16 protein-coding genes and 1 pseudogene are annotated in these 21,737 nt (G+C 70.0%); 14 read left to right on the forward strand and 3 right to left on the reverse strand.

All coding sequences use genetic code 11. The features are described from left to right. Positions 1-1,286: pseudogene (locus G6O54_RS18085) on the reverse strand (hypothetical protein); the annotation flags it as partial. A 540-nt stretch (positions 1,287-1,826) separates the two neighbouring features. Here G6O54_RS18085 and G6O54_RS18090 point away from each other — a divergent pair. The 7 genes from G6O54_RS18090 (at position 1,827) to G6O54_RS18120 (ending at position 11,134) form a co-directional block, all read left to right on the forward strand. Next, positions 1,827-5,162 carry a sigma-70 family RNA polymerase sigma factor gene (locus G6O54_RS18090; protein WP_165227068.1) on the forward strand — a complete coding sequence of 1,112 codons (3,336 nt, stop codon included), beginning with the start codon at positions 1,827-1,829 and terminating at the stop codon, positions 5,160-5,162. Between the two features lie 466 nt (positions 5,163-5,628). Then, entirely contained in the window at positions 5,629-6,102 is a 474-nt protein-coding gene (locus G6O54_RS18095; RefSeq protein ID WP_165227069.1) for a VOC family protein, read from the forward strand. A gap of 199 nt (positions 6,103-6,301) precedes the next feature. Next, entirely contained in the window at positions 6,302-7,621 is a 1,320-nt protein-coding gene (locus G6O54_RS18100) for a neutral/alkaline non-lysosomal ceramidase N-terminal domain-containing protein (RefSeq protein ID WP_165227070.1), read from the forward strand. A gap of 656 nt (positions 7,622-8,277) precedes the next feature. Next, positions 8,278-8,628: an RNA-binding regulator gene (gene rbp / locus G6O54_RS18105; protein ID WP_165227071.1), complete on the forward strand. Its 351-nt coding sequence runs from the start codon at positions 8,278-8,280 to the stop codon at positions 8,626-8,628. 244 nt (positions 8,629-8,872) lie between these two features. Continuing rightward, positions 8,873-9,208, forward strand: a complete 336-nt coding sequence (locus G6O54_RS18110; protein ID WP_165227072.1) for a hypothetical protein — start codon at positions 8,873-8,875, stop codon at positions 9,206-9,208. 837 nt (positions 9,209-10,045) lie between these two features. Beyond that, a complete protein-coding gene (locus G6O54_RS18115; protein ID WP_165227073.1) occupies positions 10,046-10,294 on the forward strand; it encodes a hypothetical protein in 249 nt (82 codons plus the stop codon). A 315-nt stretch (positions 10,295-10,609) separates the two neighbouring features. Further along, positions 10,610-11,134 carry a hypothetical protein gene (locus tag G6O54_RS18120; protein ID WP_165227074.1) on the forward strand — a complete coding sequence of 175 codons (525 nt, stop codon included), beginning with the start codon at positions 10,610-10,612 and terminating at the stop codon, positions 11,132-11,134. Between the two features lie 450 nt (positions 11,135-11,584). Here G6O54_RS18120 and G6O54_RS18125 read toward each other — a convergent pair whose 3' ends face one another. Further along, positions 11,585-11,956: a sensor histidine kinase gene (locus tag G6O54_RS18125; RefSeq protein WP_165227123.1), complete on the reverse strand. Its 372-nt coding sequence runs from the start codon at positions 11,954-11,956 to the stop codon at positions 11,585-11,587. A gap of 111 nt (positions 11,957-12,067) precedes the next feature. After that, positions 12,068-13,324, reverse strand: a complete 1,257-nt coding sequence (locus G6O54_RS18130; protein ID WP_165227075.1) for a YkgJ family cysteine cluster protein — start codon at positions 13,322-13,324, stop codon at positions 12,068-12,070. 272 nt (positions 13,325-13,596) lie between these two features. On the opposite strand from G6O54_RS18130, the gene G6O54_RS18135 reads away from it, so the two are divergent. From G6O54_RS18135 to G6O54_RS18165, 7 genes are all read left to right on the forward strand, one after another. Beyond that, the gene (locus G6O54_RS18135) at positions 13,597-14,250 is read left to right on the forward strand and encodes an O-methyltransferase (protein ID WP_165227076.1); all 654 of its coding nucleotides are present in this window, start codon (positions 13,597-13,599) and stop codon (positions 14,248-14,250) included. 208 nt (positions 14,251-14,458) lie between these two features. After that, a complete protein-coding gene (locus G6O54_RS18140) occupies positions 14,459-15,481 on the forward strand; it encodes a MotA/TolQ/ExbB proton channel family protein (RefSeq protein ID WP_250846963.1) in 1,023 nt (340 codons plus the stop codon). A 51-nt stretch (positions 15,482-15,532) separates the two neighbouring features. Further along, the gene (locus G6O54_RS18145; RefSeq protein WP_250846956.1) at positions 15,533-16,045 is read left to right on the forward strand and encodes an ExbD/TolR family protein; all 513 of its coding nucleotides are present in this window, start codon (positions 15,533-15,535) and stop codon (positions 16,043-16,045) included. Continuing rightward, entirely contained in the window at positions 16,042-16,644 is a 603-nt protein-coding gene (locus tag G6O54_RS18150) for an ExbD/TolR family protein (protein ID WP_250846957.1), read from the forward strand. Before G6O54_RS18145 ends, G6O54_RS18150 begins: the two co-directional genes overlap by 4 nt. A 95-nt stretch (positions 16,645-16,739) precedes the next feature. Further along, a complete protein-coding gene (locus G6O54_RS18155) occupies positions 16,740-17,456 on the forward strand; it encodes a hypothetical protein (protein ID WP_165227077.1) in 717 nt (238 codons plus the stop codon). Then, the gene (locus G6O54_RS18160) at positions 17,453-18,616 is read left to right on the forward strand and encodes a vWA domain-containing protein (RefSeq protein ID WP_250846958.1); all 1,164 of its coding nucleotides are present in this window, start codon (positions 17,453-17,455) and stop codon (positions 18,614-18,616) included. The genes G6O54_RS18155 and G6O54_RS18160 overlap by 4 nt, the downstream gene beginning before the upstream one ends. A gap of 378 nt (positions 18,617-18,994) precedes the next feature. After that, positions 18,995-21,622, forward strand: coding sequence for a proton/sodium-translocating pyrophosphatase (locus G6O54_RS18165; RefSeq protein ID WP_165227078.1), 2,628 nt, complete (start codon positions 18,995-18,997; stop codon positions 21,620-21,622). The last annotated feature ends 115 nt before the right edge of the window (positions 21,623-21,737 follow it).

A 21,737-nucleotide genomic window follows, 5' to 3' on the forward strand; every position in this document is an offset into this window, starting at 1 on the left:
CCGAAGACGTGGAGGGCGGTGAAGAGGACCGGACGCAGCTCGTCGGGTACCCTGGCGGCGAAGACGGTGCCGCCTCGGACCAGGCCCGCCTTGGTTTGGATCCGCGGGCGGAAGAGGAAGTGATCGGGCACGGGCGGGGGACCCTTCGCGACGACCGGACGGACGTGTACCTCGATCGTCCGACCCTCGATCCGGGAGATTTCGCCGACATTGAGGCCGCTCGCGAACGTGACCGGATTCCCCGAATTGCCGACACGAAAGGCCCAGCGTCCATCCGACCTTAGATGGCCAGAGACGGATGAGGAGCCGGGGTGCAGCTCGTGCGTCCTCCGCGAGAGTTGCTTCGTCAGCTCATTCAGCTCGGCTTCGCCCGAGATGCCCGCGGCGACGATCAGGAGTTCGTCCTCCCCCGGCGGGACCATCTCCGGCTGCGACGAGGTCGCCGCGGTCGCGGGATGCCCCGCCGTCCCTGCCCCGACGGGGGCCGCCGGCGCCTTCGCAAGCGACTCATACCGCCCCACTTCCTTCATGGCGGCGTCCAGCGCCCCCGTCACCAGGACCTTGTACTTCTCGTCAATCCGACGCTCCTGTTCGGGTGCCAGCTTTGGGAGGGCGCCCTGCCTCTGCTCGGCACTGCTCAGGATCGCGCCGAGGCGTGCGACCTCGGGCGCGATCCGTTGGGCCTCGGCGAGGGTCTTGACGGGCTCGATGAGCTGCCTCAGCCGGGTCGCCGTCAGGAAGAGGTCGCGGACGAAGCTCTCCACCTGCTCAAGTTCGGGATCGGCCTCGCGCGGCGGCAGGCCGTCGGGCTGGGGCGACATGACCTTCCCGGGAGCGGCCGGCGGGTTCGCACGCCCGACGCCCTGAGACTTGCTCCTCTGGACGTTCTCGATTGCCTTTCGCCGAGCCGCCTTGAAGGCCGGCCACAGGACGAGTGCCGAGACCGCCACCATCGCGCAGATCCCCACCCCGATCCCCAGGGTTTTCCCCCACCGAATCCCTCCGTCGGATTTCGAACGGTTCGACACGCTCCGGGCAGGGCCCCTGCTGGAGACACCTCGGTCCGTTATCGGCGGCAGCGGCGGCGGCGGCGGCGGCTCGGTCGCCGCCTGGGCGGCCGGCTCGACCAGCTCGTAAGCGTCGACGACGGAAGGCGCCGTGTCCTGGGCCTCGGCGGGAACCACCAATCGCTCCCCGCAACTCTTGCACTGGACGCGCCTGCCGGCGAAGCGCCCCGGGATCTGGAGCGCCTTCTTGCATCGACCGCAGGTGACGGTGATGGCCATTGGCCTTCCTCTTACGCACGGATTTGAGACGACTGGGGTGCGAGTGCACTCAGAAGGGCATGATTGACGAAGTGCAGATTGTATCACGGGATTGCCGTCCTGCCATCCGAATCCTCCGGGCCGGCCCCGGATCGGCGCGTGCGGCATCGTTCCGAGACGGTGAGAGTTCGGCCCCAAGGGTTGACAGCCGGCATGGCCCTGCAAGCCTGGGTGACCACGATCGTCAGATCGTGGTTAGGACGGGCGAAGCCTCCAGCCTCGCACGTCAGTGCGATCCGCGGGGCAGGCCGTCGCTCGCTCGAAGGCGGTCCGGCTTACGCCGGAGGCTGGTGGGCTACGCCCCGTCCGAACCACCCGCTCACGCGGATGGTCACCCGTCCGGAAAGCTCGCGCAGGACTGTCAATCCGTGGCTTCCGCGTTTGGGATGATGCCGCCCTGGCTGACCCCGCGGCACGCGTGTTCCCGGAAATAATTGGAACGATCGAGGCGTCCCGTTCCTCTATCCTCTTCGAGATCGCCAATCGGAGGATTCTCGGGCCGTGGCACACGGACATCGAAACGCCAATCTTGCGGACGTCGAGGCGCTGTTCTCGGGCGGGAGCGTGGCGGGGCTGAGCGATGCTCAGCTCCTGGGGCGCTTCCTGGATTACGGGGACGAGGCCGCTTTCGAGGCGATCCTGCGGAGCCACGGGCCGATGGTCCTGGGCGTCTGCCGCCGCCGGCTGGCCGATCCGAGCGACGTGGACGACGCGTTCCAGGCCACGTTCCTCATCCTGGTCGAGAGGGCTCAGGCCCTCCGCGACCGCGATGTCCTGGGCGTCTGGCTGCATCGGGTGGCGCATCGCGTGGCGACTCGGGCCCGCGTCGACGCACGGCGGCGCCGGGAGTTCGAGGGTCGCGGGGTCGACGGCCGGCGAGGGGACGAGCCGCCGGCCCCGGCCGATTCCGCCGAGACGGCCGAGCGGCGAGCCGTCCTCGATGAGGAGCTGGCGCGGCTGCCCGAGCGATATCGGACGCCGCTGATCCTCTGCGACCTCGAGGGGAGGACCCACGAACAGGCCGCGGCGATGATCCGTCGGCCGGTCGGGACGGTCAAGAGCCGCCTGTCCCGCGCCCGCGATCGGCTTCGCGAAAGCCTGGGCCGCCGCGGCCTCCTGGCGACCACCGGGCTCGCCCCCGCGGGCCCGTTCCCCGAAGCGAACCACGAAGTGCCGGCCGGCCTGCTGGCCTCGACGGCCCGCGCCGCCGCGCGGCTCGCCGCGGGACGAGGGGCGGCGGCCGGTGCCGTCGCCGCGCTGATGGAGTCCGCGAGGAGGAACCAGCCGATGAACGCGATGAAGCTCGTCGCGGCCGTCCTCACGGCCGCGGGGGTCGTGACGGCCGCGGCCAATCTCGACGCCCGGACGGCGACCGAAGCCCGGGAGCCGGCCGCACTCGTCCCAGGCTCGACCGGAGAGCCGGTAGTGGAGGAGCCCGCGAAGGCGACTCCCGCGACGCTCCGCGGGCGGATCCTGGATCGTCAGGACCGGACGCCGATCGAGGGGGCACGCGTCCGGCTGTTCCGGGGGCGGTCACGTGCCATCCTGCTCCAGGGCCGGACGGTGAGCGAGCCGATCCGAGAGATCGCCTCGACCACGTCCGACGCCGACGGTCGATACGCGTTCCCGGGCCTGGAGCCGCCCCGGCCGGCGGATCCGGACGACCCGCTGGATTACATCGTCTTCGCCGAGATCGACGGCCGGCCGATCGAATCCGGCGGCCTCTGGTACCCGGAATTGAACAGGGAAGTCGACGTCCACGTCGGCAGGGAGGCCGTCAGGTTCACGGGCGCGGTCCGAGACTCGGGCGGCAGGCCCGTCGCCGGGGCCATCGTGGCGGCCTGGATGCTCGGAGACCGGCCGTTCACGGCGCTGCATGCGTCCGAGACCGGGCCCGACGGCCGGTTCGCGATCGACGGGCTGCCGAAGGGCGTGCTCGAGACCGTCCGGATCTTCCACCCGGCCCACCCGTCGACGACGTCACCGATCGGCAACCCGCCCGCGGACACCGTCATCACCCTTCCGGACGGCTGCCGGATCACGGGTTCCGTGACCGACGGCGCGACGGGAAGCCCCGCGGCGGGGGTCGTCGTGACGGCCGAGCGGCTGGGTGAATTCGACGAGATCAGGAGCTCGACCGGCGCCGACGGCCGGTTCTCGATGACCCTCATCGAGGATCGCTACACCTTCCGGGTCGAGGCCGGGGACCACGTCGCCGTCGCCATCGTGGACCAGGATTGCCCCGTCGGCCAGGCGCGGGTGCTCCCGCCGTTCCGGCTCGTCCCGGGGGGGCTCATCACGGGGAGGGTCGTCGACGCCTCGACGCGGAAGCCGATCGCCGTCACCGAGCGGGGCGCCCCGATCGCCCTCGGCCTCTTCGGCCCGGCCCGGCCACTGGGGAAGGTGATCTCGCCCCATCGGGCGGCGATCGTCGACGCCGAGGGCCGCTTCACCCTCCGCGCAGCCCCGGGGGACAACTTCCCGTATTTCATCAACCTCCAGGGCGACCGGATGGGATGGGACACCACCAAACAGCCCCCGGTCGTGGTGAAGGAAGGCGAGACCACCTCCTACGACATGCTCGTGACGAGGAAGCCCACCCCCGCGGAGGAGATGAAGGCGGCCCGCGACGCCGTCGCGGAGCTCCCCGCCGAGCCGAAAGCCCGGGTCGACCGCATCCTCGGGGCGTTCCGCAAACTCGCCCGCACCGTGGACGAGACGGAATCCTGGTGCGCCCTGATGCGCGAGCTGGTCGCCGTCGGCCGTCCCGCCGTGCCGAGGCTCTGCGAGGAGCTGGACCGCACGGTCGAGGACAAGGCGATCAGGCGACTGGCGTTCGCACTCCGGGCCATCGGCGACCCGCGCGCCGTGCCGGCACTGGTCCGGGCGATCCCCCGGACGCTCCTCCCCTCCGCCAGCGACTACGGCCTGATTGTCGAGGATCCCCGGGTGGCCGAGTTCATGCATGAACATGACCTGAATCCGGGGAAGTCCGGCGGCCGTTACTTCGACTTCGGGCGGGCCTATCGCGAGGTGATCGCCGCGCTCCGGAAGCTGACGGGCCAGGAGTTCGGCGACGGCGAGCTGATGATGCTCAGCCGCAGCGAGGATCCGGGTCGGCAAGCGATCCAGCGCCGGCTCTTCTCACGGCAAGCCAGGCGCTGGGCGTCCTGGTGGGAGACGCACGGGCGAGAGCGCGTCGAGGACCCCGCGTACCTGAGCGTCGGCCTCGAGCCGGAAGACGACGCCCCGGCTCGAGGATCGTCCCCGTTGAAGGCGGGTGCCCGCCTGGGCGATGGCGTGATCGGCCAGGTCCTGTCCCCCCCGAACGAGGGAGGCGGCCACGCCGTTTACTTCTACGACCTGGACACCGGGGCGGAACCCCGATGGCCCGACCACATCCCCAGGGATGAAGCGCGGATCGACTTCGCGGCCCTCGCCGCCTGGGCCCGGACCACCGGCGTGGACCTGATGTGCGTCACGCGACGGACGCCGAGCGGGGCGACGACATACGCCCTCCGCCAGTTCGGCATGGAGGTCCGGGAGATCGGCAAGTCGGACCTTCGCAACCTGGACCGGACGCTCGGGGCCGGGACGCCCCCGACGGGCCGCGAGGTCGGCGACCTGCTGGTCCACCTCGACGAGGCGTCGAGGACGACCGTGGAGGACGCGAACGGGGCCTTCCTCTACACCACGGCCGAGGGGAACCGCGGCCTGATCGAGACGACCGACCGCGTGACCCGGATCGCCGACCTGACCGGCAGCCCGACCGGCCCCCCCGCCGGCGTCGGTTTCCACAAGGGCGTCCGGTTCAACCTCAAGTCCATCATCCCGTAGTGCTTTGGCAATGCTTGATTCTCGGGTCCGAGCGGCACCGTCCCAAATTGCTGGGAGTCAGGGCGTGGGACGTTTGACAGTTGGCACAAAGCGGCAGTGGGGTGGCTGTGGTGGAAGCGCAGCGACACCACGGTGAGGCAAGCGGTCACGCCGGACGGACTTTGCTCCGGAGACGAGGCGGTCCCGTGGTGTTCCACCACGGCCACCCGGAGCCCGGGCTCCATCACTCGGGTTCCGAGGATCGTGACCAGGCACTCATGGGGCGCACGACCCGGTGCCGTCGTTGGGGTGGGATGTTGACAAACGAGCCTGGGTCCAGTTGGATCGGTTCCTGGCCCTCGAATCCCAGGTTGGCTTCCGACCGGCATGACCTCTGCGGGGTTGAGGTGAGCCGGTGGTGGCGGGGACGAACGATCGCGGCCGACCTCGCCCAAGGTTCATGATCCTCTGACTTCGGAGCCAGACCATGCGACCCGACTTCGCCGACGAGATCGTCGAGCAATTCGAGCGGGGCGACATTTCCCGCCGCCAGCTTGCCTCCCGGCTGATGGGCCTGGGGGCGGTCCTCGCCGTCATGCCGGGCACCGCCCACGCCGATCAGGGCGGAGAGAGCACCTTCCGGGCGACCCGGCTGGATCACGTCGCCTTGAACGTCCGTGATGTGCCCAGATCCCGGGACTGGTACATCAAGCACCTGGGGCTGGACGTCATCCGGGACGGAGGCGCGGACAACTGCTTCCTCGGCTCCGGCGGCGGCTTCTTCCTGACGCTGTTCCGCGGGGACAAGCCGGGCCTGAACCATTACTGCTACGCCATCAAGGACTTCGACGTCGATCGGGCCGAGGCGAAGCTCAGGGCCGCCGGGCTGAAGATCCGCCGGGAGTCGGATCGGATCTACTTCGAAGACCCGGACGGCATCGAGGTCCAGGTCAGCGGCTGAGGCGCGGGGACGTCGCGGCGCGTGAACGGGGGGGACTCGGATCGTCGGCCAGGGGTGCCGCTTGCGTCGGTCCGGACTTCCTGGTAGGACTCGTGAGACGCCTGGGCCGGACGTGTTGTCTCCCTCGGCGTCCGTACCCGCCTCTCCCGCGATGACGCCCCGGCCCGGGACGTCCGGCGGCCCTTCCTGGAGCAACCTGATGAGGCATCGAGATCCCCTGCCGCGCCGACTCCGCAACGCCGTCTCGTCGCTGGGAGTCGCGCTGCTGTGCCTGGTCGCGGCGCGGGGCGGCTCGGCCGCGGGGATTCGCGTCGGCGTGGCGCAGGCCGACATCACGCCCCCGATCGGCGGGCTCACGACCGGCTACTCCGACGCGAGGCCGACCGACGGGGTCCACGACCCGCTCTCGGCGCGGGTGCTCGTCCTGGCGTCGGGGCAATCGACCGTCGCGCTGGCGGTGTGCGACCTCTGCATCTTCAACTCCGCCTGGCTGCACGAGCAGATGCCCGCGCTCGGCGTCGATCGGCTCCTGCTGCTCAACACGCACACCCACGCCGGCCCGAAGCTCGACCAGGACGACTTCCCGAGCGCCCAGGAGCCCTGGCGACGGACGGTGGAGCGACGCGTCCTCGACGCCATCCGGCGGGCCAAGGAGGGGATGTTCGAGGCCTCCTTCCTCGCCGAGGAGGGGAGGCTGCAACTGGGCTACAACCGCCTGGTGCCGAAGGGGCAGTCGGCCGTGACGCACTTCGACAACCCCGACCACATCCCCTACGGGCCGGTCGACCCGACCGTCGGCGTGATCCGCGTCACCGACGCCGCGGCGCGCACCCGCGCCGTGCTCGTCGCCTACGCTTGCCACCCCGTCGTCCTCGGGCCGCACAACCGCAAGCTCTCGGCCGACTACCCCGGAGTCACGCGGCGACTCGTGGAGGCGAAGCTCGGCGGGGACGCGGTGTGCGTCTTCATCCAGGGGGGCGGGGGCGACATCAACCCGCTGATGATGGCGCGGGGCGAGGACCGCGGCGGCGACTTCCAGGTCGTCGAGCGGGTCGGCAGTCGGCTGGCCGACGAGGTGCTCGAGGTCCTGAAGGGCATGGGGAGCCGGCCGGGCCGGTCGGACCGACTGACGGTCGGCTCGAAGGCCATGAGGGTGGCGAGCCGCTGGAAGCCGGGCGAGGAGGTCGCCCTCGGCACCACGGCGCTGCTCATCAACGACGACATCGGGATCGTGACGATGCCGGGCGAGCCGTTCCACCGATTCCAGGTGGAGTTCAGCCGCCAGGCCGGCGTGCCGCACGCTTACCTGTTCGGCTATTGCTGCGACGGGCCTTACTCCTGGCCCAGCTACCTGCCCGACCTGATGTCGGCGGCGCGCGGCGGGTACGGGGCGAGCAACACCACCCAGGCCGAAGTCGGCGCCGGCGAGCGGCTGGTCAACGCGGGCCTGGTGCAATTGCTCACGCTCCGGGGCCGGCTGGTGGCGGAGCCGCGTCGCGACGTCCCCGACCGGCCATGACGGCCGCCTGATCGCGAGTCTCAGCGGAGATGGCGCGGAATCAGTGGCCACGCACCCAAGACAGATGAGTTGGGGAGGCGGACGGTAGTGCCGGCCGAGGTAGGAATCACGACACCTCGCACCCCGGTCATCGTCCGATCCCATCCCGAGGCCCCCGGGCCCGCCGCCGGCTCAGGAGCGCTCCGCGCCCGCCGGCCACTCGCGTCGTCAGCCCCGCTCGTTCCTCGTTGAGCGTCGGGCGAGCCGGCGACAGCCCCGACCGGATCGCCCCGCCATCGCCTCCGCCTTGACCAGATGACTCCCCTTACGTGCCTGGCCATCGATGCTTGACCATGGCCATCGATGCCTGGCCATCGATGCCGTGCCGACAAGTTCCCTCCTGTCTTTTGATTGCCGTTTCCGCCTGCGGGGTCTGCCCCCCACGGCCTGCGCGACCGAATCGGAAAAATCGCAGGATTAGGTCTGTCTATTTGTTGAATCCACTGCTATAGTGAACTCGGTTGGTCTGACGACCGTGTGGCACCGCTGGTTCGACCCGATCCGGTTCTTGCTCACTTCTCTCGCCTTTCCCTCCTGACGGGCTCGCCCTGAGCCCACCTTTCTCCTCGACCCCGAAAGCCCAATGCGGGTCGGCGCTTCTCCTGCGGAGTTCGATCTTGTCCAAGAAACTGTACGTCGGGAACCTCACCTACAACGTCAACCAGTCCGACCTGGAGGCGTTGTTCACGCCGTTCGGGACCGTCCAGAGTGCCCAGATCATCGTCGACCGGGACACGAACCGGTCGAAGGGCTTCGGGTTCGTGGAGATGGACACGGATGACCAGGCCCAGGCGGCCATCCAGGGGCTCAATGCCCATGAGCACGACGGTCGTAACCTCACCGTCAACGAGGCCAAGCCCCGCGAGGCCCGTGCCGGCAGCGGCGGGGGTCGCAGCGGTGGGGGTGGTGGCTACGGCGGCGGCGGCGGCTACGGCGGTGGCTACGGCGGCGGCGGTAACCGGTATTGACCGACCGCGACCGGCGATCGATTCGCGGGAGGGAGCAATTTCCGGGAGTCCAGAGAGACTGGACTGAGGAGCTCCTGCCCGCGATTCCTGCCAACTTGATGTTTCACGCGGGCCGGACCAGCCTGAACCTCGCCGTTCGGCCTGTGTCCTGGCCCGCTCCACGTTATGCGGACGTCCGCGCGCGACTCGAGTGTGACACCGGCTCGGTGTCGTTTGGAACTCCCTACCCGTCGAGGAAACCCCGATGAACATCTTCCCTGCGGGCGAACAGAGGATCTCGGAAGTCGAGCGTGGTCGCAGTTGCCGGGCGATCGTGTCCTTGCCCCACGGCGAGTCGATCACCGCCGGTGACAGCGTGCTGTTCGCTCACTCCTTCGCCCGTCCGGGGCAGTCGCCCGAATACGTCAAGGGTGGCGATTCGGTTCTCGTCGTCCTGACCGATGTCTTCGACCTCGGCACGGCCGATCCCGCCTCGGGTGAGCCCCTTTTTCAACTGAGCTGGAAGCCGCTGGGACAGGACGTCCCCCCTGCGCACCAAGCCAGGCGCAGCGCCAAACACGCCGCTCATCGGTATGGTTGAGCGGGCACTCCGCTCGAGCCTGACAATCGGGCAGAGGGCGAGTCCGTCCTGGCTTCCTCCCTCCTTTCCTCAGGCCTCATCATCTCTCGGCGGACCCCTTCCGGGCTGAACCGCTTCGTGCGCCACGCACCAGGGATGAAGGCACTCAAAGGCGAAGGCGAACTCGATGTTCCCCCACTATTCTCACACGCCGCCCAGGCGCGTCTCGACCAGGGTGCGCTGCCCGGTCTGCCATGAAGAGGTCTACTCACGGGCGGGCATCCACCCCCAGTGTGCCGCGAAGCAGTCGGAGCCTCCGAAGCCGAAGAAACAGGCCGTGGTCGTCGCCAGCCCTGCCGTGGGAGAGGAGCGGGCTGTCCCATCAGATACGGGCCGCCCTTCCTGATCCGGAGAACCTCGACATCACGATCACGTCCGATACGCTCAGTCCCGCCCCGCTGAGCCCTTCGGTCGCAGTCCCTCCCTCACCCGCATGAGGATCTGCCCCACCCGGTTCTCACGGCGTGCGGGTTCTCACAGCCTGCGAGTTCTCATGGCCTGCGGGGTCCGGCCTGCGGCGGCGACGGTCGGCCCGCCCGGTCAAACGATCAGGGAGCTCGCAGGTAGTCAACAGCCTGCGGATCGGCCACAGCCCACCCGATCGCCGGACGGAGCCGGCCGCGGCAAAATGGCGATTCACGCGGCCATGGGTCGGCCTCAGAACGCGATCCCCGCATGGAGTAGGCCTCCCTGTTTCTCCGATCAAACGCCTCCTGGCAGACCCGCCAATCCAACAACCCATCCCGATATCGGCTATGATCGTGATGGCTTTTGCCGGGTTTTCCTTCGGAGGCCACCATGAACCCCAGCGGGAAAGCGGAGAAGAAGGCGATCCATGCCCTGATCGGGGAGGCCGAGAAGTTGGCCGCGGCCGGCGACTGGGCAACGGCCGTGAAGCGGTGGGAGCAGGCCCTCGAGCTTGGGTTCGCCCCCAACAGGGCCACCCGCCACCACTTCATCGTGTCGCTCCTGGCCGCCCCGGATGACGTCAAGGAGAAGCTGAAACACCCCCACCCGGGGGCACCGCAGCCTGCCGAGGACGGCTGATGTCAGAACTCAGGCCTCTCGGGGAAACGTGGCCACGGGAATCGGCAGGGAATCGGTGACCACGCACTCAAGACAGCAAGTTGGGGAGGCGGAAGAAAGTGCCGGCGAGTATGGGCCAGGCGACTTGTCGATCCCCCAGATCACTCCGCGCCCTCCGGCCCCTCGCGTCGTCAGCCTCGCTCGTTCCTCGTTGAGCGTTGGGCCAGCCGGCAACAGCCCCGACCGGATCGACCCGCCATCGTCTCCGCCTTGCCCAGATGACTCCCCCGGGGTGCCTGGCCATCGATCCAATCGCGTCACACGGGGACTGAGCGGATGCGGAACGAGACGGCTGCGAATGGGACCGGTGTGAGGGGCTTCTTTCGTGACATTCGAGGGGGCGTCGTCGCTGCAGCCGTCCTATTGGCCTGCGACGTGGCGTTCTCTGGATCGTACCTCATGTCAATAATCGTCTGTCCGATCTGGTTTCTCGTCAGTCTCATCAGGAACGCAATCCAGCGTCCCGGTTGGTGCCTCGCCCTTGTGAGGATCGGACTTCCGGCCCTGACGTTGGGGCTCGTTTGGATCAACACCGACGTTCAACTCAAGATCGCCGAGGCGAATGCTCGGCGAATCGTGGCGGCTTGCGAGGCCTATCACGCCGCTCACGGCAGGTTCCCCGAGAAGCTTGATGAACTCGTGCCGAATTATATGAATTCCGTTCCAGTCGCGAAGTATTGTCTAGGTCCGGGGAGCCGCTTCCAATACTACAGCAAACAGCCCCTTCTCTGGTGGGAAGTCTTCGGGTTCTTGCGGAGAATCTACGACTTCAACACACGCAGATGGAGCTACCTCGATTGATGGGGCGGGATAAACCTCCGCGAGGTCGTCGCGATCACGGTGATTGAAGTCAAGGGTGCCGGGAACCGATACTGCGACTTTACCGATAACATCAAAGTCTCCTGGGCGGCCCGCACCTCCCTCGTCGACCGGGTCGAAGGAGGGGTCTTCCTGATCAGCGACTCTGTGGCCATCACCGAGTGGCGAGACAGGCCTTGCCCGGCTTCGTCATGGGTCCGGCCGAGAACCCCGGACCTCGCCTGTTCGCAGAGGTATAGCTCGTCCACGTCGGTCGCCTCCGCGTCGGGCGTCCCGGGATCAACGCGTGTGGCCTCGCGCAGCCAATACCTCATACACGACCGCGAAGGTGCAGGTCGGTTTCTTCGACGCGGAGGGAATTGTGGAGGATCGCCGGGATCCTGCCTCCGGTCCCGTCGACCGGGTTGCGTCGAGCAATGCCGGTGCGATCGGTCAGCCTGTGGGGATCGTCGGTCTACCCGGCTCAGCCCGGCAGGGGGTGACCCTGGCCGCCGAGGGCGCAGGGTCCTTCGGCAGGCGGACGAGGAATCGGCTGCCGCCATCGGGCACGGCCTCGGCGGCGCTCGTGCCGCCGTGGGGCTCGGCGATCCGGCACGCGACGGCGAGGCCCAGGCCGACCTCGGCGAGGCCGAGGCGGCGGGCCAGGTCGGAGCGATAGAAGGGCTCGAAGCGGCGGGGCAGGTCCGCCTGCGGGATGCCGCAGCCGTGGCCCTCCACAGACAGGACCGCGGCGGAGGTCTCGGCCCGGACGCGGGCGACGATGGGCGTGTTCGGCTCGCTGTACTTGCACGCGTTATCGAGCAGCTACTCGAGCAACCGGTCGAGCAGCGGCCGCGCGGTCGCGACGAATGGAGTTGGTCGCCACGCCCGTCCTCATCAGCGCGGAACAAGCCGGATCCTCTCGTACCCATCCGATCACCGGCTGTACCAGGCGACGAGCTTCTCGATCTCGCCGCGCTCGGCCATGAGACGGACCAGGTATCGGACGTGGGGGAATCCCAGCATCGGGTCGCCCCCGAAATGGTTGTCGACGATCTGGATCGCCCGCTCGAGCGCCTCCACCGGGGGTTGGTCCCGGAACGCTCGCCTCAGCCAGAGGATCATCGGCAGCGTGAGGAACAGGGATTCCAGGCCGTCCCAGAGGGACATGTCGAAATTGGGCGGCCCGCAGAACTGGAGCGAGTTCAGCTTCACGGCGTAATAGCGCTCCAGGGTCTCCTCCAGCTCCGGGAGCTTCCCCCCTTCCCGTTCGATCTCCTGGAAGCGGACGTCCGGCAGGAAGGGGTTCACGCGGGGGACCCTGCCGCGGCCCCGGAGGAATCGCCAGCCCGCGACCACGCGGCCCAGCCGCTTCGGGATCCGCAATCCCCCGTAGGCGTCCGGATCCTTGCGGGCGTAGATCGCGAGCACGGTGCGGAACGGGATGCGGCCGAGCAGGCGGTCGGGCGGCGGCAGGTCCGCGGGCTCGCGCGGCACCTCCGCATCCATGGCGTTGCGCACCGCCTGCAAGAACTTGGTCACCTTGTGACCGCCCAGGTTATTCCATTCCGTCCGGCCGCCGATCCGGACCATCGCCAGGCACTTGCGGAGCCGACGCTCGAGGGGATCGCGGCGGTCCTCGACGATCTCGACGAGCACCTGGACGACGCGACAGACGTCCGGCCACGAGAGGGTCTGGCCCTCCTGGAGCGACGGTGGCGGCGCGCTGTCGGCCGACCGGCCCGTGTGTGCTTCCAGGAGGCGCGACAGCCCCACGAGGTCCTCCTCGGCATCGACCACCGGGCGACCGAAGTTGGCCGCGGCCGACGGGCAGGAGTAGCGGATCCCGACGCGCCAGTGGTCGCCCGCGGGGACGAGGATGAAGGGGAAGAGGCGGCAGACGAACGGCTTGGCCTCGGCGCCGAACCGCTCCTGGATCCGGCAGTGGTTTTCGTCCGTCAGGAAGACGCAGCCCCCGGATGGCCGATGCGTCAGCGTCCACTTCCCGGAGTTGCGCCCCCGAGGCACGAACCACGGGCCCGGGGCGAAATCGGGATCGCCCGGCGGGATCAACGCCTCGATCCGCCGCTTCTCCTCGTCGGTGATCACCCCCTCGAGCGTCCGGCAGCAGTCGCCGCAGGTCCGGCAATCCCAGTTCTGCATCACGGGGAGGTTTCGCAGGGGGACCGACATGCAAGACGCCTTCCGGAATGAGGTTCGATCGCCGGCCCGGGCGACGGCAGCACGCCGGCGAGGAGGCAGGACGCGGGCCCGGGACGTCCCGCCCCTGCGTCCTCGCGGGCGACTCCCTGGCGACCGCGGACCGTGGCGGTACGATGAAAGGGATCTTACCCTGGAACTCGCCCCGCGGACGAGCCCTGCCGCCCCGTGCCGACGGGGCCGATCCCCAACGACGTCCCCGAGCGGGCCCCCCCCTGAAGCTCCCCCTTGCAGGATCCGATTCGATGAACATTCCCGTGGTCGCCGGTGTTCTGATGCTAGGCGCGTCCCTGTCGGCGTGCGCCGCGATGGCCCAGGATCCGAGCCGCCCTGTGGTCCCGAAGGACGACGGCGAGAAGCGGATCCTCGAGGCCCTCGACCGGGCCCGACACGGCGAACGGTACGCGAACGTCTCCACGTCCGACGGGCGCCTGCTCCGCCAGCTCGCCGAGTCGATCGGCGCCAAGCGGGTGGTCGAGCTGGGGACCTCGACGGGCGAATCCGGGCTCTGGTTCTGCATGGCCCTCCGCAAGACCGGCGGCAAGCTCTACACCCACGACCTGGACGCCGGGCGGATCGCCGTCGCCCGAGAGAACTTCAAGCGGGCCGGCGTGGAGGACCTCGTCGTCATCGTCGAGGGGGACGCCCACGTGACGGCGCCGAGGAACAAGGAGCCGATCGACCTCCTGTTCATCGACGCCGAGAAGGACGGGTACGATGCTTACCTCAAGGAGCTGCTGCCGTACGTCCGCCCGGGCGGCCTGATCGTCGCCCACAACATGCGGACGCCCGCCCCGAACCCGCGCTACCTCCAGGCCATCACGACCAGTCCCGAGCTCGACACCTCGTTCGTCCTGATGGACGGCGCCGGCATCGGGATCACCCTCAAGAAGCGGTGATCGAGCCGGGCCGGGGTCACGTCCGGCCGCAACCGGCCGGAGCCGCCCCCTCGCGACGGCCCGAAGGTCCCCCCAACACCTTGCGTTGTCCCGCGGGAGCGAATTGGATACGTTGAGGGGGGGCATGAGGGCCGGGCCGGCAGGAGCCGAAACCCTGGCGAGGCGGAACGATCCGGTGCGGAAAGCGGTGGGAGGTCGGCGGGTGAGGATGCCACGAGCGCTCTGGTTTGCGGCCGCGGCCGGCTGGCTCCGATTGGCGCTGGCCTGCGGCGCGGGGCTACTCGGCCTTTCGCTGGCGATGACTCCCGCCCCGGCCCGGGCGCAGGACGGCCCGGCCAGCGGGCCCCGGTCCGAGGCCCATCGCGACGATGGCGAGACCTCGTCCTCGTCCTCGTCCCCGGCCGACGGCGCGAACCCGCCGCGCGTGGATGCCAGGGAGTCGTTCCTCTCGTGGATGGCCCGGGCGTCCGGGCCGATCGGGCTGGTGATCCTGGCGATGTCGTTCTACCTGATCGCGCTGGTGGTCTGGATGGCGCTCCGGTATCGGACCTCGGTGGCGATCCCGCGGACCCTCGCCCGCGAGATCGACGCGCTCCTGGAGGACCGGAAGTACAGCGAGGCCTACCACCGCGCCGATGCCAGCGAGTCGTTCCTCGGGCGGGTGCTGGCGGCCGGCGTCCGCAAGCTCCCCGCCGGGATCATCCCGGCGCATCGAGCCATGGAGATGGCCAACGAGGACGCCACGATGGAGATGGAGCATCGGACCACGTACCTCGCCACGGTGGGGACGCTGGGCCCGATGATCGGGCTGGTCGGGACCGTCTACGGCATGATCCTCTCCTTCCGGGTCATCGCCACCGAGGGCTCGTCGCCGCAGGCGAGCCAGCTCGCCGCGGGCATCTCTACGGCGCTCTTCGCGACCCTCGAGGGGATCGCGATCTCGATCCCGGCCATCTACTTCTACTCGATGTTCCGCAACCGGATCTCCCGGCTCTCGCTCGAGGTGGCGATGGCCGCCGAGCCGCTGCTGGAGCGATTCGCGCCCGGCATCCGCCCGCAGGACGCGGCCCCGGCGCAGGCTCCCGCGCAGCCCGCGGTCACCGTCCCCGTGCCGATGCCCGGGCCCTCGTCGCACCCCCACCCCTATGCGGCGAGCGCGGCCCTGGCCGCGGCGGCCGGCGCGGGGCACCCGCGGACGGCCCTGCCCCCCGCGTCTTCGGAAGAGTCGTGAGCGTCAAGGCGTCGAGTTGCGCCTGAACCCCTGGGCTCCCGGAGGCCGGCCATGCCGAGGTCATCCCGGCGATCGCGATCCGCGGGCATGATCAGCCCGAACCTGACGCCGCTGCTGGACATCGTCCTCCAGTTGATCACGTTCTTCATGATGCTCGTCCACTTCGGCACCCGCCTGGAAGGGGCCGACCGCGCCGTCCGGCTGCCGGTGGCGCCCGCCGCCTTGCCGGGCTCGGACCTGACAATCGATCGGCTCTCCGTCGCGATGGACCGGCGCGGCGGCCTGCGCGTGGGGAGCCGCGTGCTGGGCGCCGACGAGACGGCCGCCTGGTGGGACGAGCAGGCCCGGGCGCGGCGCTCGGGCCTGGAGCTCCTGCAACGCGGCGGCGGGGCGGCGGCGGAGGCCGCCTCCTCGAGCCTGGGCGGCGATGAGCTGCCGACCGTGGTGATCCTGCGGGCCGATCGGGACGCGTCCTACGGCGCCGTCCGCCGCACCCTGGCCGAGGCGCAGGAGCGAGGCTTCGCCCAGTTCAGCCTGGTCGTCCTCCGGAGGGAGCAGCCATGAGCCTGGGCCCGGAGATGCCCGCGTCCACGCCGGAGCCGATCGGCACGATGACCGATCCGGTCGCCGCGGCCGACCCCCGCACGGGCCGGCGATATCGGCCCGGCCCGCCGGAGGAGGTGATGTTCCCGGTCGCGCCCATGCTCGACATGGCCTTCCAGCTCCTGGCCTTCTTCGTGCTCACGTTCAAGGCCCCGTCGGCGGAGACCCACATCGACCTCCACCTGCCGACGACGCCCGCCGCGCTGCCGGCGGCGCCGGAGGGCCGCGCCCGCCCCGGCGCGGTCCGCTCGGTGGACGCCGACCTGGAGAACGACCTCCTGATCCGGGCCGAGGCCGACGACCTCGGCGACCTCAAGGCACTGAGGCTCGGCGACGCCACGCTCCCCGACCTGTCGGCCCTGGCCGATCGGCTGCATCGCTACGCCGCCCTCCTCCGCGGCCGCCCCCTGCGAGTCCGCCTGGTCGCCGACGACCGCCTCCGCTACGAGCCCGCCGCGAGGATCGTCGCGACCTGCTCCGCGGCCGGGGTTTCCTCGATCCGCCTGGCCCAGGCCGGCGCCCCCATGCCCGCGGGCGTGGGACGGGGAGGGCCGAGATGAACCGGAATGATCGGAATTGTCCACGGTGCGAGACGCGCCTTCCTGTCCCCTCCCCCCACCGCGGATGGAGGGGATCGGGCTCGATCGTCCGACGGATGGCCCGCGGCCTCATCCTGCCCGCGGCCCTGCTCCTGCCGACGGCCGCCGCGAACGCACAGGCGACGTCGCCGCCCGACGCCGCCCGCGACGACCCGGACACCCGCATCGGCCTGGCCGACCTCCCCGCCTACCGCGCGGCGCTCGCGGACGGCGGCGACGGGAGTGACGCGAAGGCCGCCACGTTCCGCGACCTCTGGGACCATCCGGAGGCGTGGAAGGGCCGCCGGGTGGAGGTCCGGGGACGGGTCGCGCGGATCTTCCGGCAGGATCCCGTCGGCAGCTTCCCCGCGCTGGCGGAGCTCTGGCTGGGCACGGCCGACGGGGACCTCTTCTGCGCCCACTGCCCGATCCCGGCGAGGGGGAGTCCCGCGGAGGAGGCCGGGCCGATTCCAGACATCGGCACGCCGATTCATTTTAAAGGTATTTACCTGAAGACGATTCGATACGCGGCCGGCGACGAGCCACGGCTGGCGCCGCTGATCGTGGGCGGCGTGCCCCCCGCGGCGGACGGCCCGCCCGCGCCTGCCGGCGGCGGCAGCGCCCCGGCGAATCCGTGGCCGGTGTCGCTGCCGCCGGCGGCCTGGGCGGCGGGGGCCGCGATCGGCCTGGCGGCGGCCGGCGCGCTCGCGTGGCGGCACCTGAAGGAGCCGCCGCGGCCGGCGGCCGCGGCCGGCGCGGTGCCGGGGTTCCTGGACGAGGGGGCCCGGAGATGAGCGGCCGGCGAGGGGGCGAAGATCCCGTGATGCAGATCCGATTCTCGTTCCGCCCCGACGAGGGACCGCGGGCCGGGGAGGAGCCCGGGCGCGGGCGCGGGTCGCGCGAGGCCGCCGATCTCGACCAGGGCTTCGAGCCCGCGCACGGCGGCTTCGGCGAGACGCCGCTGACCGACCCCCGCTCGCTCGCGTCGTCGGCCCTGGTCCACCTGCTCCTGGTCGCGGTCGCCTCGCTGACGGTGCTCCAGGCGACGCGGCCGCGCGAGGCCGAGCGGCCGGCGACCCTGCGGGGGGAGATCGGCCCCGCGGACACCCGCGCGGACCGGCGCGATGCCGCGGGCTCCGGCGGCGGGTCGGAGGGCGAGATCGGCGGGCTGGGGACGGTGGAATTCCGCGCCCCGTCCTCCGGGACCGACCCCCGCGGCGCGGGCCCGGACCCCGCGGCCGACGCGATCCTCAACGAGATCCTCCCGGACCGGTCGCCGCGCGACCTGGAGCGTGCCCTGCCCGGCCCGCAGACGACCGGCATCGGCCTGATCCCGGGCTCCGGGTCGGGCGGCGGCGGCGGCTCGGGCGGGGGGTCCGGCGGGGGCGAGGGCCGCGAGGTCGGCCCGGGCACCGAGTTCTTCGGGGCCCGCGACAACGCACATTCGTTCGTCTATGTTATCGACTGTTCCGGGAGCATGGTGGCCCAGGACTCGCTGGGCGTGGCCAAGCGGGAGCTGATGAATAGCCTCAACCCGCTGCCGCCGGACGCTCGCTTCGCGGCCATCTTCTACAACCTCAAGGTCCGGATCCTGGCGGACCCGTCCGGGCAGCAGGGGATGATGCCGGCGACGGCCGCCAACAAGGCGCGGGTGGAGGCCCAGCTCCGGTCGGTCGGCCCCGACGGCGGGACCGATCACATGCTGGCGCTCCGCACGGCCCTGGGGCTGAAGCCCGAGGTCGTCTTCTTCCTCACCGACGCGGACATGATGAGCAACTCCGAGGTGGACAAGATCCTGCCGCTGGCGGCGGGGGTGCGGATCCAGGCGGTGGAGTTCGGCCGCGGGAGCGACCTGGGGACCGGGACGCCGCTCCGCCGCCTGGCGACGACCACCGGCGGGACATACCGATATATCGACGTGATGAATTTCCCGAAGTCAGCCCGCGGGCTCTGAGCCCGCGGCATCGACGGCGTGGGCGGCCCGGGCGGCCCGCGTCCCCGGCCGCGCGGGGGCGTCGGCGGCGCGGGGGACTCGGCGGAGAATCGCGTCCAGAAATCCCCCCTAGGCCCTTTCGCGAGGGCGGATCCTGGTGTCTAATCGGGAAAAATGGCTGGGCGAGGCGACAAGCCGAGATCGACGCAAAGAGCGGCGAAGCCACCGCGACGGTGCCGCCGCCCCCCACGGAAGGGATCCAGCCGGAAGGACTTCGCGAACGGGCCCTGCATGTGAGCTCGGGCCCCCGTGGCGCGCCTCGATGGCGAACGCCACCGATGGAGACCTTCTATCCCGATCCGAGTTTGGCTGACTCTTGGAAGTTTGGAGATAGTGATCATGCAACGCTGGCGAGTGTTATGTTATGCGGCCATCGCGTCGGCCGTCCTGGTGGGTCCGTCCTATCTGTTCGCCCAGGAAGCGACGAAGGCGGCGCCGGCCCCGGCGGCCCCGGTCGCGGCCGCGCACGAGGAGTCCCATGAGCTATTCGTCCCCCTGACCAAGTACGATTTGTCGGAGAAGGTCGGGCTGATCCTCACGCTGCTGGTCGCGGTGGCCGGCCTCGGCTACGCGGGCATGCTCGTCGGCCAGGTTATCGGGGCCGACCAGGGTACGGCCAAGATGCGCGAGGTGGCCGACGCCGTCCGCGAGGGGGCGTGGGCATACCTGATGCGGCAGGCCAAGGCGCTCCTGCCCCTGGTCTTCCTGATCACGGCGATCCTCTATTTCACGGCCGAGGTGAGCGGGGCCGTCCAGGTCGGCCGCGCGGCGGCTTTCTTCCTGGGTGCGTTCTTCTCCTGGCTGGTCGGCTTCGTGGGCATGAACCTGGCCGTCCGCGGCAATCTCCGCGTGGCGGCGGCCGCCCGCACGAGCTACGGCAACGCCCTCCAGCTCGGCTATCGGACCGGGACCATCACGGGCATGCTGACCGACGGCCTGGGGCTGCTGGGCGGCACCCTGATCTTCATCATCTTCGGCGAGCAGGCGTATGAGGTGCTCCTCGGCTTCGGCTTCGGCGGCACCCTGCTGGCCCTGTTCATGCGGGTCGGCGGCGGCATCTACACCAAGGCCGCGGACGTGGGCGCGGACCTCGTCGGCAAGGTCGAGGCGAACATCCCCGAGGACGACCCCCGCAACGCCGCGACGATCGCCGACAACGTGGGCGACAACGTCGGCGACTGTGCCGGCATGGCGGCCGACATCTTCGAGAGCTACGAGGTGACGATCGTCGCCGCCATGATCCTCGGCTACGCCAGCTTCGGCCACAAGGGCGTGATCTTCCCGCTCCTGGTCCGGGCCATCGGCGTCGTCGGCTCGATCATCAGCACCTACAGCGTCCGCGCCGGGGCCGACAGCACCAGCGACGAGGCCCTGCACTCGGTGCACCGCGGCTTCATCATCGGCTCGATCATCAGCGTCGTCGGCTTCATGCTCCTGGGGCTGGCCTACCTCCACTTCGACGACAGCTACGTCAAGGCCTACCCGCAGGCCAACTACGGGTTCAAGGTCACCGACGACTTCGCGAAGGCCCGCGACGCGGCGATCGCCAACGGGACCCCGCTGGCCACGTTCGTCTCCGGCTACACGGGCAAGATCCTCGACGACACCCAGTCGTTCTGGTCCAACCTGGGCGTCTGGGGCGGGCTCGACCTGCGGCCGGCGTTCACGTGCCTGATCGGGATCATCCTGGCCATCGCCCTCAACAAGTGCACGAGCTACTACACCCACACCCAGTTCCCGCCCGTGCAGAGCATGGCCAAGGCCTGCCAGACCGGCCACGCGACGAACATCATCCAGGGCTTCGCGGTCGGCTACGAGTCGGCCGTCGTGGGCACCCTGATCATCGCCGCGGCGATCTTCTTCTCGGTGGTGATCTACGCCGGGTCGAGCCCGCTGTTCATCGCCTACGGCGTGGCCATGTGCGGCATCGGCATGCTCACGCTCACCGGCAACACGATCTCGATGGACGTCTTCGGCCCGGTGGCCGACAACGCCAACGGCATCGGCGAGATGGGCTACGAGGAGAAGGAGATGGGCGAGGCCAACTACAAGCGGGCCCGCCAGATCCTCGCCGACCTCGACGCGGTGGGCAACACCACCAAGGCCGAGACCAAGGGCATCGCCATCGGCTCCGCGGTCATCGCCGCGGTCAGCCTCTTCTCCAGCTTCATCGCGGTCGTCGCGGTCGGCAGCGAGAGCAAGGTCGGCACCATGCCGCTGAGCCTCTACCTGGCCGAGGCCGGCAAGCTCTCGATCTCCGATCCCAAGGTGTTCATCGGCGCCCTGATCGGCGGCGTCGTGCCGCTCCTGTTCAGCTCCATGCTGATCCGCGCCGTGGGCCGGGCCGCGTTCCTGATCGTCAAGGAGTGCCGCGTCCAGTTCCGCGACAAGGAGATCTGGGCCGGCACCAAGAAGCCCGACTACGGCCGGGTCGTGAACATCTGCACGTCGTCCGCCCAGCAGGAGCTGATCGGCCCCGCGCTGCTGGCGATCCTGGTCCCCGTGATGGTCGGCATCTTCCTGGGCCCCCAGGCGCTCGGCGGCTTCCTCGCCGGCATGATCATCGTCGGCCAGCTCCTGGCCGTGTTCATGTCGAACGCGGGCGGTGCCTGGGACAACGCCAAGAAGCTGATCGAGGATGAGCCCCGCACCGCCACCTCCGGCAAGGGCTCCGAGAAGCACAAGGCGGCCGTCACCGGCGACACCGTCGGCGACCCGCTCAAGGATACGGCCGGCCCGGCGCTCAACCCGCTGATCAAGGTCATGAACATGGTCAGCCTGCTGGCCATCCCGACCATCCTGGCCGTGGGTCAGAAGGACTACTACTGGGTCCTCTACGTCGTCGGCGTCCTCTGCCTGGCCGGCGTCGCCTGGGCCGTCTGGCGGTCGAAGACCGAGAGCAAGGAGCTCCGCGAGATGGAGTCCGAGCTCTCCGGCGCCGCCGAGACCGCGGCCTCGGGCGTCTGATCGGGCGGAGCAGCCTCCGCGATTCGTCGTCACACACCACGCCTCCCCGGCCCGTCGACGGGCCCGGGGAGGCGTTCTCGTTCTCGTCCCCTCGCCCATTCGACCGGGGCCGGGC

Origin of the sequence: Aquisphaera insulae (assembly GCF_011064615.1) — a bacterium.
Taxonomy (GTDB): domain Bacteria; phylum Planctomycetota; class Planctomycetia; order Isosphaerales; family Isosphaeraceae; genus Aquisphaera; species Aquisphaera insulae.

What these genes read in the sequence shown, in the direction of transcription:
- G6O54_RS18095 (WP_165227069.1), top strand. Translation starts at nt 5,629, where the DNA reads ATGCGACCCGACTTCGCCGACGAGATCGTCGAGCAATTCGAGCGGGGC.
- G6O54_RS18110 (WP_165227072.1), top strand. Translation starts at nt 8,873, where the DNA reads ATGAACATCTTCCCTGCGGGCGAACAGAGGATCTCGGAAGTCGAGCGT.
- G6O54_RS18160 (WP_250846958.1), top strand. Translation starts at nt 17,453, where the DNA reads ATGAGCGGCCGGCGAGGGGGCGAAGATCCCGTGATGCAGATCCGATTC.
- G6O54_RS18150 (WP_250846957.1), top strand. Translation starts at nt 16,042, where the DNA reads ATGAGCCTGGGCCCGGAGATGCCCGCGTCCACGCCGGAGCCGATCGGC.
- G6O54_RS18115 (WP_165227073.1), top strand. Translation starts at nt 10,046, where the DNA reads ATGAACCCCAGCGGGAAAGCGGAGAAGAAGGCGATCCATGCCCTGATC.
- G6O54_RS18165 (WP_165227078.1), top strand. Translation starts at nt 18,995, where the DNA reads ATGCAACGCTGGCGAGTGTTATGTTATGCGGCCATCGCGTCGGCCGTC.
- G6O54_RS18155 (WP_165227077.1), top strand. Translation starts at nt 16,740, where the DNA reads ATGGCCCGCGGCCTCATCCTGCCCGCGGCCCTGCTCCTGCCGACGGCC.
- G6O54_RS18135 (WP_165227076.1), top strand. Translation starts at nt 13,597, where the DNA reads ATGAACATTCCCGTGGTCGCCGGTGTTCTGATGCTAGGCGCGTCCCTG.
- G6O54_RS18120 (WP_165227074.1), top strand. Translation starts at nt 10,610, where the DNA reads ATGCGGAACGAGACGGCTGCGAATGGGACCGGTGTGAGGGGCTTCTTT.
- G6O54_RS18100 (WP_165227070.1), top strand. Translation starts at nt 6,302, where the DNA reads ATGAGGCATCGAGATCCCCTGCCGCGCCGACTCCGCAACGCCGTCTCG.
- G6O54_RS18140 (WP_250846963.1), top strand. Translation starts at nt 14,459, where the DNA reads ATGCCACGAGCGCTCTGGTTTGCGGCCGCGGCCGGCTGGCTCCGATTG.
- G6O54_RS18145 (WP_250846956.1), top strand. Translation starts at nt 15,533, where the DNA reads ATGCCGAGGTCATCCCGGCGATCGCGATCCGCGGGCATGATCAGCCCG.
- G6O54_RS18130 (WP_165227075.1), bottom strand. Translation starts at nt 13,324, where the DNA reads ATGTCGGTCCCCCTGCGAAACCTCCCCGTGATGCAGAACTGGGATTGC.